This window comes from Streptomyces sp. NPDC002773 (assembly GCF_040295605.1).
Taxonomy (GTDB): domain Bacteria; phylum Actinomycetota; class Actinomycetes; order Streptomycetales; family Streptomycetaceae; genus Streptomyces.
Map to the genome: position 1 here is coordinate 47,234 of NZ_JBEOVO010000011.1, position 16,067 is coordinate 63,300.

The 16,067-nt window shown below is 73.0% G+C and carries 16 protein-coding genes and 1 riboswitch; of the genes, 8 read left to right on the top strand and 8 right to left on the bottom strand.

Translation table 11 applies throughout. The features are described from left to right. Positions 1-14: 14 nt before the first annotated feature. A riboswitch (ZMP/ZTP riboswitch) is annotated at positions 15-122 on the bottom strand. A 250-nt stretch (positions 123-372) separates the two neighbouring features. Beyond that, positions 373-1,602, top strand: coding sequence for a cytochrome P450 (locus ABT034_RS16120; RefSeq protein WP_351215497.1), 1,230 nt, complete (start codon positions 373-375; stop codon positions 1,600-1,602). A 5-nt stretch (positions 1,603-1,607) separates the two neighbouring features. Continuing rightward, entirely contained in the window at positions 1,608-1,853 is a 246-nt protein-coding gene (locus ABT034_RS16125; protein ID WP_351215499.1) for a ferredoxin, read from the top strand. 10 nt (positions 1,854-1,863) lie between these two features. Here ABT034_RS16125 and ABT034_RS16130 read toward each other — a convergent pair whose 3' ends face one another. Then, the gene (locus ABT034_RS16130) at positions 1,864-2,856 is read right to left on the bottom strand and encodes a DMT family transporter (protein WP_351215712.1); all 993 of its coding nucleotides are present in this window, start codon (positions 2,854-2,856) and stop codon (positions 1,864-1,866) included. A 153-nt stretch (positions 2,857-3,009) separates the two neighbouring features. On the opposite strand from ABT034_RS16130, the gene ABT034_RS16135 reads away from it, so the two are divergent. Continuing rightward, positions 3,010-3,462 (top strand): Lrp/AsnC family transcriptional regulator, encoded by a 453-nt coding sequence (locus ABT034_RS16135; protein ID WP_351215501.1) that lies wholly within the window; start codon positions 3,010-3,012, stop codon positions 3,460-3,462. A gap of 49 nt (positions 3,463-3,511) precedes the next feature. Here ABT034_RS16135 and ABT034_RS16140 read toward each other — a convergent pair whose 3' ends face one another. From ABT034_RS16140 to ABT034_RS16150, 3 genes are all read right to left on the bottom strand, one after another. Next, positions 3,512-4,156, bottom strand: a complete 645-nt coding sequence (locus tag ABT034_RS16140) for an alpha-ketoglutarate-dependent dioxygenase AlkB (protein WP_351215503.1) — start codon at positions 4,154-4,156, stop codon at positions 3,512-3,514. An 84-nt stretch (positions 4,157-4,240) separates the two neighbouring features. Further along, entirely contained in the window at positions 4,241-5,134 is an 894-nt protein-coding gene (locus ABT034_RS16145; RefSeq protein ID WP_351215505.1) for an SDR family oxidoreductase, read from the bottom strand. 78 nt (positions 5,135-5,212) lie between these two features. Then, the gene (locus ABT034_RS16150; protein ID WP_351215507.1) at positions 5,213-5,839 is read right to left on the bottom strand and encodes a flavodoxin family protein; all 627 of its coding nucleotides are present in this window, start codon (positions 5,837-5,839) and stop codon (positions 5,213-5,215) included. Positions 5,840-6,068: 229 nt separating this feature from the next. Here ABT034_RS16150 and ABT034_RS16155 point away from each other — a divergent pair, with 229 nt between their 5' ends. Together ABT034_RS16155 and ABT034_RS16160 are read left to right on the top strand one after the other, a co-directional pair. Then, positions 6,069-7,124: an iron-containing redox enzyme family protein gene (locus ABT034_RS16155; protein WP_351215509.1), complete on the top strand. Its 1,056-nt coding sequence runs from the start codon at positions 6,069-6,071 to the stop codon at positions 7,122-7,124. A gap of 2 nt (positions 7,125-7,126) precedes the next feature. Beyond that, the gene (locus tag ABT034_RS16160; protein ID WP_351215511.1) at positions 7,127-7,612 is read left to right on the top strand and encodes a flavin reductase family protein; all 486 of its coding nucleotides are present in this window, start codon (positions 7,127-7,129) and stop codon (positions 7,610-7,612) included. A gap of 11 nt (positions 7,613-7,623) precedes the next feature. Here ABT034_RS16160 and ppk2 read toward each other — a convergent pair whose 3' ends face one another. Further along, on the bottom strand, positions 7,624-8,643 hold the full coding sequence (gene ppk2, locus ABT034_RS16165; RefSeq protein WP_351215714.1) for a polyphosphate kinase 2: 1,020 nt from the start codon (positions 8,641-8,643) through the stop codon (positions 7,624-7,626). 116 nt (positions 8,644-8,759) lie between these two features. Here ppk2 and ABT034_RS16170 point away from each other — a divergent pair, with 116 nt between their 5' ends. Then, positions 8,760-9,197: a VOC family protein gene (locus ABT034_RS16170; protein WP_351215513.1), complete on the top strand. Its 438-nt coding sequence runs from the start codon at positions 8,760-8,762 to the stop codon at positions 9,195-9,197. Positions 9,198-9,321: 124 nt separating this feature from the next. Here the strand turns inward: ABT034_RS16170 and ABT034_RS16175 are convergent, their stop codons facing one another. Further along, positions 9,322-9,516, bottom strand: coding sequence for a CsbD family protein (locus ABT034_RS16175; RefSeq protein WP_351215515.1), 195 nt, complete (start codon positions 9,514-9,516; stop codon positions 9,322-9,324). A 187-nt stretch (positions 9,517-9,703) separates the two neighbouring features. Here ABT034_RS16175 and ABT034_RS16180 point away from each other — a divergent pair, with 187 nt between their 5' ends. Then, positions 9,704-9,967 (top strand): DUF6479 family protein, encoded by a 264-nt coding sequence (locus ABT034_RS16180; RefSeq protein ID WP_351215516.1) that lies wholly within the window; start codon positions 9,704-9,706, stop codon positions 9,965-9,967. Between the two features lie 46 nt (positions 9,968-10,013). Here ABT034_RS16180 and ABT034_RS16185 read toward each other — a convergent pair whose 3' ends face one another. Next, the gene (locus tag ABT034_RS16185; protein WP_351215518.1) at positions 10,014-13,655 is read right to left on the bottom strand and encodes a DUF4132 domain-containing protein; all 3,642 of its coding nucleotides are present in this window, start codon (positions 13,653-13,655) and stop codon (positions 10,014-10,016) included. 193 nt (positions 13,656-13,848) lie between these two features. Between ABT034_RS16185 and ABT034_RS16190 the strand changes: the two genes are divergently transcribed. After that, positions 13,849-14,778 (top strand): TIGR03564 family F420-dependent LLM class oxidoreductase, encoded by a 930-nt coding sequence (locus ABT034_RS16190; protein WP_351215520.1) that lies wholly within the window; start codon positions 13,849-13,851, stop codon positions 14,776-14,778. Positions 14,779-14,809: 31 nt separating this feature from the next. On the opposite strand, the gene ABT034_RS16195 is transcribed toward ABT034_RS16190, so the two are convergent. Beyond that, complete coding sequence (locus ABT034_RS16195) at positions 14,810-16,003, bottom strand: MFS transporter (protein WP_351215522.1); 1,194 nt, start codon at positions 16,001-16,003, stop codon at positions 14,810-14,812. Positions 16,004-16,067 lie beyond the last annotated feature (64 nt).

Genomic DNA, 16,067 nt, shown 5'->3' on the forward strand with positions numbered 1-16,067 from the left:
TTCGTCTCTGACGGGTGGTTCGCCCAGGCGCACGGCATCGGTACGGGCCCGCCACTGGGCGCGCTCCCGCCGGACCGCTCCCCGGTGGTGATCCACCTCAAGCGCCAGTCACGGCCCGGGGCCACTCTACGTGAGGTGCGGGGGGTTGCTTTCTGACGGGTGCACGGCTGGACGACACCACTTGACGCCATCATGGCTTGCCGTGGCGCCATAATGGTGCCACTATCTCTCCATCGCCCGATCCATGGCGTCACCTCGATCACATATGGCCCCAGGTGTGCGCCACTTGAGGTTGTCGCCAGTGGCGCCATCTGTGGCACCACTGGCGCCAGCACCCCCGAGCCGCCGCTCGGCACTCTTCACGGAGGACACATGCAGCAGCACGACCCGTCGAACCGACCCGGGGCCGCGGAGCCCGTCACGCTCCCCACGCAGCGCACCCCCGGCTGCCCCTTCGACCCGCCCGCCGATCTCGGCGCGCTGCGCGAGCGGCGCCCGCTGGCCCGGATGACGTACCCCGACGGGCACATCGGCTGGCTCGCGACCGGCTACTCCACGGTCCGCGCCGTCATGGGCGACCCCCGCTTCAGCTCGCGGTACGAGCTGATGCACTACCCCTTCCCCGGCGGGCCCGACGGGCCCCTGCCGCCCGCGCCCGTCGGTGACATGACCGGGATGGACGCGCCCGAGCACACCCGCTTCCGGCGCCTCCTCATGGGGAAGTTCACCGTCCGCCGGATGCGGCAGCTCACCGACCGCGTGGAGGAGATCACCACCGAGCATCTGGACGCCATGGGGCGTCGCGGCCCCGGAGCGGACCTCGTCGAGGCCTTCGCCCGCCCTCTCCCCGCCCTGGTGATCTGCGAGCTGCTCGGGGTGCCCTACGCCGACCGGGAGCGCTTCCAGAACCACGCCCACACGATCATGGACATGGACGCGGCGCCCGAGGAGCGGTACGCCGCCCACGTCGGACTCCACGCGTACATGGCCGAGTTGGTCGCCGCCAAGCGCGCCGTACCCTCCGAGGACCTGCTCGGCGACCTGGCGCGGGACTCCGATCTCACCGACGAGGAGCTGATCGGCGTCGGGGGATTCCTGCTCGCCGCCGGGCTCGACACCACCGCCAACATGATCGCCCACGGTACGTTCGCGCTCCTCACCCACCCGGAGCAGGCCGAGGCCCTGCGTGCGGACCCGGGTCTCGCGCCGGCGGCCGTCGAGGAGCTGATGCGCTATCTGACCGTCGCCCACACCGGCATCAAGTCCGCGCTCGAGGACGTCGAGCTGGAGGGCCAGGTCATCAGGGCGGGCGAGAGCGTCACCCTGTCGCTCGAGGCCGCCAACCGGGACCCGGAGCGGTTCCCGGATCCGGACGTCCTCGACCTGCGCCGCAAGGCCCCGGGGCATCTGGGCTTCGGTCACGGCATCCACCAGTGCCTCGGGCAGCAGCTGGCACGCGTCGAGATGACGGTCGCGCTGCCGGCGCTGCTGACGCGGTTCCCCACGCTGCGGCTCGACGTGCCCGCCGAGGAGGTCCCGCTGCGAACCAACATGAACATCTACGGCGTGCACCGGCTGCCGGTCACCTGGGACGAGGCGTGACCTCCATGGAGATCCGCGTCGCCCGCGACCGCTGCCTCGGCGCCGGAATGTGCGCCCTGACCGCCCCCGAGGTCTTCGACCAGGACGAGCAGGAGGGCCGGGTCCTCCTGCTCGACGCCCGGCCGCCGCGGGAGCTGGACGCGGCGGTCCGTATCGCCGCCGGCGTCTGCCCGGCCTCGGTCATCACCGTCACACCACGGGACCCCTCCCCCACGGCAGGACCGTCTCGTGCGCCGACCGCACCCACGTGACCGCCCCCCCTCACACACGCGGAAGTGCGGCGGGCTCCTCGTCGGCTGTCGGGGCACGTCGCTCCGCGTCGGGTTGCGTCGTGGCCCCCGACCCCCTTTCGGCACGCCGTCGCTCGGCCCCTCCCCGCTCGATCATGCCGAGGGCCACGCCCGCGATGATGACCGCCCCGCCCGTCACCTGGGCGAGCCGGATCGACTCGCCGTTGATGACGACGGCGCCGATGACGCCGAAGACCGGGACCAGGTTGAGGATGTTGACCGCGACGCTCGACGCCATCCGGCGCAGGCCGTAGTTGTAGAGCAGGAATCCCCCGACCGAGCACCCCACGGCCAGGTAGACCAGCAAGGACGAAGCGGTCGCGTCCGGCAGCCGCCAGTCGTCGGCCTCCAGCAGGGAGGCGAGCAGGAAGCCGGCCGCGCCCGCCACGGTCTGGTGGTAGGTGACGCTCACGGCGTCCTGACCGGCGCTCGCGCGCTTGCCGAGCACGTTGTATCCGGCCCAGGCCAGCCCGCCGAGCAGCAGCAGGACGTCTCCGAGCCAGCGCGAACTCCCGCCGACCTCGGCGCCGTTGCGCACGACGAGGAAGGCGCCGAGGGTGGCGAGCAGCACGCCCGCCACCCTCGGCAGCGGCATCCGGGTCCGGAGGACGACCCGTTCGAGGAGCATCGTCATCAGCGGGTACGTGGCCACGATCAGCGACGCGTCGGACGCCGTGGACAGGTCGACGCCGACGTTCTCCAGAACGAAGTACACGGTGATGCCGAGGAACCCGCTCAGATAGAGCTGCCTGCGCTGCCTCGGCTCCGGCCGGGCCGCGCGGCGCCGGCCCAGCCGCATCATCACCCCCAGGAGCAGCGCGGCGAGGGTGAACCTGATGGCGCCGATCCCGAGCGGGCCGACGTCCTCGAGGACCCGCTTGGTCACCGCGTACGAACTGCTCCAGAACAGCGCGGCCGCCATGACCGCGCACACCGCCCCCACCGTGGGCCCTCGTTCCCGCATCACGTCGCCTCTCTCCCCTACACCACGCATAGCGCCGCCCGACCACCCCGTGACCGAACGAACAGCAGCTGATTAGGCTGGAAGCTAGCAACATCAACGGGGTTGATGTTCGGAGTCCGAATTACCTTCGAAATCGAGTGGGACGAGGCAGGCGTGGACGAACTTGATTCGGCGTTGGTGCGGATGCTCCAGGAGGACGGTCGGCGTACCAACCGGGACATGGCCCAGGAATTGGGGATCGCCCCGTCCACCTGTCTGGAGCGGATCCGTTCGCTGCGCAGGAGCGGTGTGCTGACGGGCTTCCACGCGGAGGCGGACCTCGCGTCGATCGGCCGCGGGCTGCAGGCGGTGATCGCGGTACGGGTCCGCCCGCCGACGCGGGCGGTGATCGAGGCGTTCCAGGCCTTCCTGGAGGGAATGCCCGAGGTCGTCTCGATCTTCATCCTCACCGGGAACGACGACTTCCTCGTGCACGTCGCGGTCCGGGACACCGACCATCTGCACGCGGTCGTCCTGGACAAGATGACGAAACGCCCGGAACTCGCCGACGTACGGACGTCAGTGGTCTACGGGCACATGCGGAAGAAGGTGATCGGCCCGATGTGACACCGGCCCGACGGGCCGTCCCGACCTCAGGCGCCGGGCCCTCCCGGCCTCAGGCGACGCCCCGCGGGCGGAACTGGACGCTGATGCGGGGCCCGACCGCGCGGCTCGTCTTGGGGATCGCGTGGTCCCAGGTGCGCTGGCAGGAGCCGCCCATCACGACGAGGTCGCCGTGGCCGAGCGGCAGTCGGAGCGCCACGGGGCCGCCGCCGCGCGGGCGGAGCGCGAGGTCGCGCGGGTCGCCGAGGGAGAGGATGGCGACCATGGTGTTCCGCGTGGAGGAGCGGCCGGTCCGGTCGCCGTGCCAGGCGACGCTGTCGCGTCCGTCGCGGTAGAGGCAGAGGCCGGCGGAGACGAAGGGTTCCCCCAGCTCGGGCGCGAAGTGGGCGTCGAGGGCGGAACGGGCCTCGTCGAGGGCGGGGTGCGGGAGGGGCGCGCCCTCCCGGTAGTACGCGAGGAGGCGGGGCACGGCGACCACGTCGTCGTACATCCTGCGTTCCTCGGCGCGCCAGGGCACCCGCTCGACCAGCTCCTCGAACAGCGCGTCGGCGCCCTGGAACCAGCCGGGCAGGTGGTCGATCCAGGCCCCGCCGTCGAGCGCGGTCCGCCTGATCCCGTCCAGCGGACCGGGCCGGGGGTCGCCGCCCTGGTCGAACAGGGAGCCCTGGAGGCCGGGGATCGGTCGTGGTGCGCTCATGGTCCCAGCGTAACCCGTAAACCGAACACACACTCGAATCTCGGTGGCGGGCCGCGAGACCGCCGCGACCCGCCGACGCCGGGATCACGGCAAGGGCGTGCCGCCGGTCGCGTTGACGATCTCGCCGGTGATGTAGCTCGCCTGGGGCGAGGCCAGGAAGACGTACGCGGGGGCCATCTCCGCCGGCTGGGCGGCCCGGCCCAGGGGCGACTGGCCGCCGAACTCCTTCGTGTCCGGCATCGTCGCCGGGATCAGCGGTGTCCACACCGGGCCGGGCGCGACCGCGTTCACGCGGATGCCGCGCTCGGCGAGCATCTGCGCCAGACCGTGCGTGAAGGAGATGATCGCCGACTTCGTCATCGCGTAGTCGAGGAGGTGCGGGCTCGGCTGGTACCCCTGCACGGAGGTCGTGTTGATGATGGAGCCGCCGCGCGGGATGTGGGGCAGGGCCGCGCGGGAGAGCCAGAACATGCCGTAGAGGTTGGTCTTCATCACCCGGTCGAACTGCTCCGTGGTGATGGCCTCGATGCCGTCCGGCTGAGCCATCTGGTAGGCGGCGTTGTTGACGAGGACGTCGATCCGGCCGTGTTCGCCCACCGTGCGGTCGATCAGGTCCGCGCACTGGCTCTCGTCACGGAGGTCGCACAGGACGGGCAGGGCCTTGCGTCCCGCCTCCTGGACCAGCCGTGCGGTCTCCGCGGCCTCCTGCTCCTCCTCGGGGAGGTAGGTGAACACGATGTCCGCGCCTTCCCGTGCGAAGGCCAGGCAGACGGCCCTGCCGATCCCGGAGTCACCGCCGGTGACCACCGCCACCCGGTCGGCCAGCACGTCGTGACCGCGGTACGAGTCCTCGCCGTGGTCGGGGCGGGGGCTCATCTCCTCGGTCGAGCCGGGGTGGTCCTGTTCCTGGTCGGGGAAAGGGGGGCGGGGGTGGCGGGTCACCGGGTCGGGGACAGGTGCTTGTTCCTGAGGGGGCATCGGGACCTCCGTGGTGCTGTGCTGTGCCGTGCTGTTCTGCGCCGGGCCGTGACGTGCTGTGGTCGTGCGTGGATCGCCTCAGGAGGAGGGCGGGTACGGCACCGACTTCAGGCGGCGGGCGAGGTGGGCGGTGTTGGCCGCCAGGGTCGCGGTCGTGGCCTCGGTCTTCTCCGGGGTCTTCTCCAGGTCCTGGTAGTCGGTCCCCTGCATGGCTTCACCGACCCAGTAGGTGACGGCGTTCGGGGCGAGGGAGAAGCCGACGTCGTTGAGCCCCTGAAAGAGGTCGGCGCTCACCTTGTGCGCGCCGTCCTCGTTGCCGACGACGCAGACCGCCGCGACCTTGCCGTAGGTGAGCATCCGGCCTTCCTCGTCGGTCTCGGAGATCTCGGCGTCCAGCCGTTCCATCACCCGTTGGGCGATGCTCGACGGATGCCCGAGCCAGATCGGGGTCGACAGGACGAGGATGTCGCAGCCGAGGATCGTGTCCCTGATCTCGGGCCAGGCGTCCCCTTCGCCCATGTCGGCCTTCACGCCGGGGCGTACGTCGTGGTCGGCGATCCGGATGACCTTCCCGGTCACGCCGTGGTCGCTCAGGGCGGCCATCGTCTGCTCGGCAAGCAGCTGCGAGCTGGAGGCAGCCGGGGAGGGGGACAGGGTGCAGACCAGGGCGACTGCACGCAGGGGAGTCGTTTCGGTGGTGTCCATGGCCACCCCTCTACCCCCGACCCGCGTCCCTATCTCACGTTTCGTCGCACTCCGGTCCGGAGGGCGGTTCCGGGGTGGGCCAGGCGGCGGACTCGGGGGCGCGCGCGGGGCGCGGTGGCCGAATAGTGCCGTATAGAGCGGGTAGGCGATTTGTTGCTCGCCGCCCGGACAGACGGGGTGTCGGACGGGGCACCCGCCACCGCCGTCGCCCCGAGGACAGGAGCCTTCGATGACCCCGCTCAGCACGAGCACCCCGGAAGCAGCCACCGCCGGCCCCCGCCTCGTCGCGGGGCGCGGTGACCTCTCGGGCGCCGTGGAGAGGGCCCTGCGGACCGGTCGGCCGCCGGCGTACACCGAGGGGAGCATCCGGCGGGCGGACCCCTGGGGCGAGGATCTGCATCTCGCGCTGTACCTGCTGTACGAGCTCCACTACCGGGGCTTCGAAGGGGTCGACGACGACCGCGAGTGGGACCCGGACCTGCTGCGGCTGCGGCGGGAACTGGAGGAACGTTTCCTACACGCGCTGCGCACCGCGCTCGCCGACGCTCCCCGATCCGTCGAGGAGGCGTTCGCGCCGCTGCTCGTCGAGCCGGTCGATCCGGCCGAGAGCGTCAGCCGCCACCTGCAGACCGCGGGCGAGCTCTGGCAGCTGCGCGAGTACGCGGCGCTGCGCTCCCTCTACCACCTCAAGGAGGCGGACCCGCACGCGTGGGCCATCCCCCGGCTGACCGGACGGGCCAAGGCCGCGATGGTGGCCGTCGAATACGACGAGTTCGGTGCCGGTCACGCCGACCGGATCCACGCGCGGCTCTTCGCGGACCTCATGACCGACCTCGGCCTCGACACGTCCTACGGCCACTACCTGGACCACGCCGACGCCCCGCTCCTCGCGACCGTCAACCTCATGTCCCTGTTCGGCCTGCACCGGGCCCTGCGCGGGGCGCTCGTCGGCCACTTCGCCTGTGTCGAGGTCACCTCCTCGCCCGGCTCCCGCAGGCTCGCCAAGGCCATGCGGCGCTGTGACGCGGGGCCGGCCGCCGAGCGGTTCTACACCGAGCACGTCGAGGCCGATGCCGTCCACGAACAGATCGTGCGGCGCGAGGTGATCGGCGGGCTCCTCGTCGACGAACCCGCCCTCGAACCGGACATCGCCTTCGGATGCGCGGCGACCGTGCTGCTCGAGGACAGGCTCGACGCGCACATCCGCGGCGCCTGGGCGGCGGGCGGTTCCGCCCTGCGCAGCCCCCTGCCGCCCCTGGACCCGCAGCTGGACCCGAGGGGCTGACCGTGGCCGGCCTCGACGCCTTCGCCGACGCGCTCGACTACCCGATGTACGTCGTGACGACGGCGGCCGGGGGCGAGCAGGCGGGCTGCCTGGTGGGCTTCGCCTCGCAGTGTTCGATCGACCCGCCCCGCTTCATGGTGTGGCTCTCCAAGGCCAACCGCACCTACCGCGTCGGGCGCCGTGCCTCCCACCTCGCGGTCCACACCCTGCGGCCCGAGCAGCGGGGGACGGCCGAACTGTTCGGGGGGCGGACCGGCGACGACGTCGACAAGTTCGGCCGGGTGGCCTGGTGGCCGGGGGAGGGAGCCGTCCCCGTCCTGTCCGACTGCTGCGCCTGGTTCGTGGGCCGGGTGCGGGAACACGTCGACGGCGGGGACCATGTGGGCTTCCTGCTGGCTCCCGTCGCGGAGAGCCCGTCCGGCCCGGTGCGTCCGCCGCTCCTCCGGTTCGGTGACGTCGTGGACCTCTCCCCCGGCCACCCGGCCTGAGACCACCGCGGTCAGCGGCCCGGGTGTTCCCCAGGGTGCTCTCCCGGGTGTTCGCCCGGGCCGTCCCGCAGGGGGGCCAGTGGGGTGGGTGAGAGGTCGGTCGTCTCCTCCCCCGGTTCGAGCAGGGTGTCCGCCGCGCCGACGATGAGCGGATCGGGCGTGCCGACCGCCTGCGGGTCCTTGCTCGCGTAGTCGATCCTGGCCAGCAGGCTGCGCATGGCCTCCAGCCGGCCCCGCCGCTTGTCGTTGCTCTTGACCACGGTCCACGGCGCGTGCTCGGTGTCCGTCTCCCGGAACATGGCGACCTTGGCGGTGGTGTAGTCGTCCCAGCGGTCGAGCGAGGCAAGGTCGGTGGGCGAGAGCTTCCACTGCCGCACGGGGTCGACCTGGCGGATGGCGAAGCGGGTGCGCTGCTCGGAGCGGGAGACGGAGAACCAGAACTTCACGAGGTGGATGCCGTCCTCGACCAGCATGCGTTCGAACAGGGGGCACTGGTGGAGGAACAGCTGGTACTCCTCCTCGGTGCAGAAGCCCATCACCCGCTCGACTCCCGCGCGGTTGTACCAGGAGCGGTCGAAGAACACGATCTCGCCGGGACCCGGCAGCGGAGCCACGTACCGCTGGAAGAACCACTGCCCGGCTTCCCGCTCGGTCGGTTTGTCGAGGGCGACGATCCGGGCGCCGCGCGGATTGAGCCGCTCGGTGAACCGCTGGATGGTGCCGCCCTTGCCGGCGGCGTCCCTGCCCTCGCACAGCACCACGATCCGGGCGCCGGTGTCCTTCGCCCAGCGCTGCAGCTTGAGCATCTCGATCTGCAGGATCCGCTTCTGCCGCTCGTACTCGGCACGGCGGACCTTCTGGGGGTACGGGTAGTTCTCCCGCCAGGTGCGGATGGGGTCGCCGGTGGCGCTCAGCAGGACGGGCTGCTCGGGCCTGCTGATGTCCACGCTGAGCCCTGCGAGCAGGTCCTGCTCAGGGGCCTGGGCCCGATCCTCGTCCGGGACATCGCCCTCGCCGTCGGCACCGTTCATGTCGACCATTTGTCGCCCCGCTCCACTCGCCCGCTCGGTCCGACACCCTCGTACCCACGGATCCCGGACTCACCGGTTCCGGGCGTGGCCGCGGGTGCGCGGGGCAGACGGGATACATGACTGTGCCCAAGTCTCTCGTCCTCGTCCTCGACTCCACCGACCCCGAACCCCTGGCACGGTTCTACGCGGCGCTCCTGGGCGCCACCGTGGAGCCCCACGGCGGTGACCCCGACCTGCTGCTCGTCTCCGGCGCTTCCGGTGCGGTACTCGGGATCCGCCGTGACCTCGGGCAGGCGCCGCCCAGCTGGCCCCGCCCCGAGGACGCCCAGCAGGCCCACCTGGAGATCCTGGTGGCCCCCGACGCCCTCGACGAAGCGGAACGCGAGGCGGTCTCGCTCGGCGCACGGCCCGTCGCTGCGGTGCGCGACGGCACCCGGACCGACCGGCGCACGGACCTGCGCCGCTACACGGACCCGGCAGGTCACTCGTTCGTCCTGGCCACGACGTCCCCGGTCCAGGCCGTTCCGCCTCTCCCCCGCCAGCGGCGGTCCTGAGGGCGGTCGGGGGCGCGGCGGCCCCGAGCACGGGTGGAAGGCGTGGCGCCCTGCCTCCTCCTCGTGGGGAGGCAGGGCGGCCGGCTCCGACGCCGAGACACTCGTCGGGTCTCGTCGGGTCTGCCTACCTGTCGCGCTTGTCGGGGTCCAGGGAGTCGCGGACGCCTTCGGCGCGCTCACGGGCCGAGTCGGCCGCCTCTCGGGCCTTGCCCTTCATCTGGTCCGTCTTGCCTTCCGCCTCCAGGCGCTTGTTGCCCGTGGCCTTGCCCGCGGCCTCCTTGAGCTTGCCCTTTGCCTTGTCCGAGCCCTTGCCTGCCATGACGTCATGCCCCTTTCCTGTGGATGGGTTCCAGGTGCCACGCTAGGCAGACTCCGTGGATCCCGCGCGTCGACCGGTCACCCTCCGTACGCGTTTGAGGCGGCCGGGACGGGACAGACGCCGAGCGCGTCACCGCGCCCCGTCGGCCGAGCCGCCGGGTGCGTCCCGATCCGCGAGAAAGGCGATCATGATCACATCCTCCTTGGCAGCCGCGCCCGTCCTCACGCCCGGGCCCGCTCTCGCGTCGGCCGGATCCAACGCCGTGTGGTTCGCCGTGGCCATCGGCGCGGTGGTCGTCATCCTGCTCCTCGCCGCGTTCTGGTGGGGCAGCCGGCGGGTCGCGCGCCGGCGCCGCTCCGTGGGCGACCCGACCCAGGCGGCGGGCCGCCCGGGGAGTGACTCGTGGACCACCCCCGAGCACGACCGGGACCTCGGCGACTCCCAGCGCTGACGTCAGGCGCGGAACCGGTGGAGGCACCAGAGCGGCAGGGCGGCGGTCACGCCGTGCGTATACCGGCTCGGAGTCGACCGCACTCGACGGCCGACCAGAGGACGCCGGTGAGGCCGTCCACAAGCCGCTCGTCCGTGACCTCGGGCAGGAACTTCCGTACCACCGCGCCGAGTTCGTCCCACACTCGCACCGTGGTGTCGTGCACTCCCCTGGCCCCGCTCCGGCTTCCGGCCAGGAAGTCGAGGCCGGAGTGCGTCTCCGCTCCCACGGCCGTGAGCATGTGCTCGGCCGTGGGAGTGTCCATGGCCCGTAGCCGGGCGGAGCCGACCGCGTCGCGCGGGCGCAGGGCGTGCCACCAGCCCGGCGGTGGGGTGAACGGCGAACCAGCCGTCCATCGTGCCCTGTTGAGGCCGAACACCCCGCGCCCCGCGAGCGGCCAGGCCGCCACGACGGCGCCGTCCGGGCCGCGCAGTTCGCCGTACTCGCGGTTCGCGCCGGTGACGCGGTGCACCGTACGGGGCACCTCGTCGCCCGGGACGAGCACCGTTTCCCGTTCGGCAGGCTCTGCCGGGGACTGGACACGCCGTCTGCCGTCGAAGGGCACCGTCTCGAAAGCGCCGTCCCGCCAGACCAGGCCTGTCGGCCAGAGTTTCCGGTAGTCGTACGCCTCGTCCTCCCAGTGGACGATAACGCCTTCGGGCCCCAGGGCGGTGGCGCGGCCGCGGCCGACCAGGAGGAGGGCGTCGCCGCCGTCACGGACCTCCGTCCACTCTCCCCGCTGCCAGGCCTCCCCTTCACCGGGCAGCCCCAGCTCGTCGGGGAGTCCGGCGCGCAGTGTCCGCGTCAGCGCCTCGGCCGGGTCGAGGGCGAGGATGCGCTCCGCCTCCCCCTCGAAATGCCGGCGGAAGGCGGGCGCGGCGAACGGTTCCAGGTCCCGCAGCGCGGTGTGCAGCGGCAGTACGCCGCCACCTTCCGTGACCCGTCGGCCGTGTCCGCCGAGGAACCCCCCGACGAACCCGCGCAGGGCCGGCCGGGTGGTGAGCGTCTTGAGGCGTCCCGTGTCCCCCGTCAAGGGGTGGGGCGGCCGGTGGCCGATCTCCAGGGCGGCCGTCGGGTCGGACAGTCCCGCGAGCAGCCGGGGTGCGAAGCTGTCGTCCCGGGTGACGTGCGTCAGGTCGTCACCCTTCGCCCGTCCGAGCCAGCCGAGGAAGCCGAGCGGTTCGGTGTCGTCGGGTTCGACCGGGACGCCTGCCGCGAGGAGGGCGTCGAGCAGCCCCAGATCGACGCAACGGTCCCGCGCTGACGCCTGGGTGTCGGGCATCCGCAGTGACGGGAGTGCCCGGTGGGTGGCTCCTTCGGCGCGCAGCCGGGCGGCTGCCCGGGCGAGCAGCTCGCCCAGTCCGTCGACCGGCGCCCGCAGTCCTCGGTAGCGCTGCGCGAAACGGTTGAGCCAGGCCCGGACGTCCTCGACGTCGACGGCGGGCTCCGCGCCGCCGCCCGTCGCGGGGTCGGCGCTCTCGGCCTCCTCGCCGACCTCCTCGCCGCCCGTACGAGCGACCTCCTCGCCGCCCGTACGCGCGGCCTCCCCGCCGGCCGCCACCACGCCCGTACGCGCGTCCGACGCGGTCGCCCCGTCGAGCAGCGCGTCGGCGCCCGTTTGCCGCAGCAGCCGCACCCAGCCGACCGCGGCCTCGGTGAGCGCGGCCCGACCGCCGCCGGCGGGTGCGGCCGTCAGTCCGAGCAGGGCCTTCCGGGTGAGCCGGCCCTCGGCCAGGAGGGCGAGCAGGACGGGTGTCCATCCGTCCCAGACGTCCGGGGTGGCGTCGTCCATGCCGCCGTGCGCGAGGAGGCCGGCGAGCAGCAGCCGGTGCTCCTCGTCGACGGGGGCGGTGCCCGGCGCGAAGCCGAGGACGGCGCCCGCGAACTCGGGCCGTGACGGCAGCCCGGCCCGGTGCCAGGCCAGGACGAGGCGGCGGTAGTGGGTGGCGGCCCATGGGGCCGCCAGCCGGGCGACGAGGGCGTCGTGGTGGGCGGCCAGGGCGCGCCTGGAGACGGCTCCCACTGCCGCGCTCCCGACGAACGACTCGATCACACCGTCCTCGTCGACGGCGAGGCCGCTGTTGTTCTCGACCTCACGGGCCCGCGCGAACAGCGGTTGTGCCATGCCGGGGCTGCCCGTGCCCGCGATGATCCGCGCGCCTTCCTCCAGTACGGCCGTCATCAGCCGCGGGGCCTGCTTCTCCAGCGGGGCGACGGCCGTTTCGAGCGCCTTGGCGGCCCGTCCCGGCTTGGTGGCCGCGGTCGTGGCGCAGGTGCGGAGCAGCCCGAGGAGGCCGATCGCCCGGTTGACGGCGGAGGGTTCGGCACGCGACACGCGGGCGAGGAAGCCAAGCGGGGTGGGCCGCACCCGGCCCACGACCTCGCGCCCCGGCCCGTCGTCGGGGACGGGCGTGAGGCCGAGGGCGCGGGCCACGGTGTCCTCGGCGTCGGCCGCGCGTCCGGGCACCAGCCGTACGAGACAGGCCCCTTCGTCGAGCCCCGCCCAGTCGTACCGGCACACGGTGAGGACGTCCTCGTCACCGGCGCCCGGCGCTGTGCCGGGGGCCACGGCGCCCGCGTCGAGGAGTTCCGTCTCCCCCCAGGCCCGCGGCACCGCCCTGTCCGCCGCGCCCGGCTCGTCACCCGCGCCGGTGTTCTCGGCGCAACGGGTCATGAACCGCTGGTAGGCGGTGGACGCGTCGGGGCGTTCCTCCTGGCGGTAGCCGCCGTCGCGCGCGTCGTAGAGGTGTGCGGCGGCCCGCATCCCCTCGGACCAGGCGACGAGCGGGATGTCGTCGAACGCCCCCGGCCCTTCGCGGCGCCGGTCGCGGGAGCCCCAGTGGACGTCGTCCATGAGCGTGCTCGACAGGGGGCCCTGCCAGCGCAGGCCGATGCGCATGGGGTGGAGCGCGGGGCCGGCGTACACGTCGAAGTGGGCGGTCTCCCCCCGGATGCGGCCGCCGAACCGGGACACGGCCCACTCGAAGCGCGCCCCGCTGTCGAACTCGGCGCCGTCGAACGCGTCCACCCCCTGCCAGGAGTTCCGCTGCGCGGGCGCCGCCCGGGGCCGCCACCACACGGTCCTGTGCAGCTGCTCCACTCCCTGCTCGCCGCCGTGGTCGTCGAGGAGACGGCGCCAGCGCTCAAGCCGTCCGCGCCCGTCCGGATCGAGCAGGACGGGGTGGGGCACCGTCACCAGGCCTCCGTCGAGCGTCAATTCGCCTTCGGGGGAGACGACACGCAGCCCGTCGGGCGTACCGGCGTCGACGAGCAGTCCGGCACGTGTCACGTCGGCCGAGCCGTCCGGCTCGTACGGCGCGATGACCAGGTGACGCAGTGCGCGCTGCCAGTAGGGGTCGAGCCAGACGGCGCGCAGCAGGCCGGCCGGAACGGGCAGGGAGCGCGTCATCCACCGCTCGGCCTCGGCGGCGGCCCGCGCGGTGTGGTCGGCCAGCCAGTCGGCCAGGGCGAGCAGTAGCTCCGCCCGCTCGTGCTTGCGTGCCTGCGCGGGGACCTTCTTGAGGACCTTGCCCGACGCGTTCCGGCAGATCAGTGCCGGGCGTGGTTCCGCGTACGCGTCCAGTGCCAGCTCGTAGGTCGGCCGTCCTGAGCCGTCCTGCTCGGTGCCCTCGACCGCGCCCCAGTCCATCCTGCCCCCCGCTGTTCCGAGCGTCGTTCCCTTGCGCGTCCGACGCCGCCTCAGACCGTCGTGATCACTCTAGGCGGGCCCACTGACATCCCCCGAAGCCGTGAAGCCGTGAAGCCGTGAAGCCGCGAAGCCGCCACACGCTTGTCACATACGGATCGGAATGCCGTCCGCGTCCGCGCCTGTTGTCGCAGGCATGACTATCGGTGTGACGCTGAGTACGACCTCTCGACAGCTCTCGATCGACGCGACCGTCCGGCTGGCCAAGGAGGCCCGGGCCGCCGGTCTCACCTCCGGGTGGTTCGGGCAGAGCTTCGCGTACGACTCGCCGCTGCTGGCCGCGGTCGTCGGCCGGGAGGTGCCGGGGCTTCAGGTGGGGACGTCCGCGATCCCCGTCTTCGGCCGCCATCCCCTGCTGGTCTCCAGTCAGGCCCAGACGGCGCAGGCGGCGACCGGCGGCCGCTACCACCTGGGGCTCGCGCTCGGGACGCGGCACCTGACCGAGAACGGCTTCGGCATCCCGTACGAGCGTCCCGTGGCGCTGCTCAGGGAGTTCCTCACCGCGCTGCGGCCCCTGCTCGCGACGGGGCAGGCCGACTTCCACGGCGAGCTGCTGACCGCGCGGACCGCGCTGCCGGCGGCGGTGCCCGGCGGTGCGGAACCGCCGGTACCGGTGCTCGTCGCCGCCATGGGGCCGCAGACGCTCCGGGTCAGTGGCGAACTCGCCGACGGGATCCTGCCGTTCCTGGCGGGCCCACGGGCTCTCGCCGAGCACATCGTGCCCGCCGTCACGGCCGCCGCGGAGGCGGCGGGCCGGCCGGCGCCGCGGATCGTGGCCCTCGTCCCCGGGGTGGTGGCCACGGACGCGGAGGCGGTCCGGGAGGCCGCGGCCTCGGCGCTCGCGCTGTACGACGCCATCCCCTCGTACCAGCGCGTGATCGGTCTCTCCGGCGGTACGCGGGCCGCCGACCTGGCGGTGATCGGCGACGAGGAGCACATGGCCGCGGAGGTACGGCGCTACCGCGAGGCCGGTGCGACAGAGGTGGTGTTCACCGCGACCGACCTCGGTGGTGAGGCCGACCGGCGCCGTACCTGGGCCCTGCTCGGAGAGCTGGCGCGCGCCTGAGACCGGACGCCCCGCCGCTCCCCCCGCCCGGTCAGTGCGGCTTCGCGCCGACCGGGCGGCGCAGCAGGTAGACGGCGGCGGAGGCGACCAGCGCCAGCATGCAGGCGATGAAGACGAGCCCGGCCCCTTCGAGTCCGAGCGGGTCGGCGAGGAGTCCCACGCCGATGACGGGGATCGAGATGCCGGTGTACGCGACCACGAACAGGGTCGAGATGACCGCCGCGCGCCGGTCCCCCGGCGCCGCCGCCGCGACGGAGGAGAGCGCGGCGCGGAAGGCGAGGCCCTGTCCGGCACCGCCGACGACGGCGGCGAGGACGATGAGGACGAGGAGGTCGGTGTAGAGCGCCGACGCGAGGAGGACGAGCCCGGCGAAGAGGACGGCGCAGCCCAGGGAGAGGGAGCGGGCCACGCCGACACGGCCGACGGCCAGCTGTCCCGCGGTGGAGGCGAAGAAGGCCAGGGCGACGACCAGGCCGCTCACCGCGTGGTTGTCCACGTGCAGGTAGCGGGCGAGGAACGCGGGGCTGACCGAGGTGAACACGCCGAACAGCGCGAATCCCACGAAGCAGGCGATCGCCGCCGGTACGAAGGCCGCGCGCACCTGGGGCGGCAGGGCGGGCCGCTGCGGCCGTACGCCGGTGAGGGGGCGCCGCTCCCCCACGGTCTCGGGGAGCCGGAGCAGGACGACGGCGGAGAGGACCACCAGGGCGAGGTGGACGGCGAACGGAAGCAGCAGAGGTTCGGGCGCGTACTCCGCGAGGAGGCCGGCGAGGAGGGGCCCGCAGCCCAGGCCGCCCATGTTGGCCGCCGTGGCCACGAAGGTCGCCCGGGAGCCGCCGCCGGGCGGGGCCAGCTCCATGACGTACGCGGTGGCGGCCCCGGTGAACAGACCGGCCGAAAGACCCGAGAGGAGCCGGCCCGCGTACAGCCAGCCCAGGCCGTCGGCGCACAGGAAGCAGACGGCGCTCGCAGCCGCGAAGCCCAGGCCCCAGAGCAGGGCGGGCCGCCTGCCGACGGTGTCCGAGGCGTTGCCCGCGAGCAGCAGCACTCCGATGACCCCGAAGGCGTACACGGCGTACACGACGGTCACGGTCAGTTCGGAGAACCCGAACTTCTCCTGGTAGAGGGGGTAGAGCGGCGTGGGCAGGGTGGTGCCGGCCATGCACACGACGAACACCGCCCCGGCGAGCAGACACCGGAGCCACCCCTGACGGTCATCTTCCATGCCGCCGACCGTAAGCCCGCCGACCGCCGATCCCGGGGCACGAACTGCGGCAACGGGACAACGT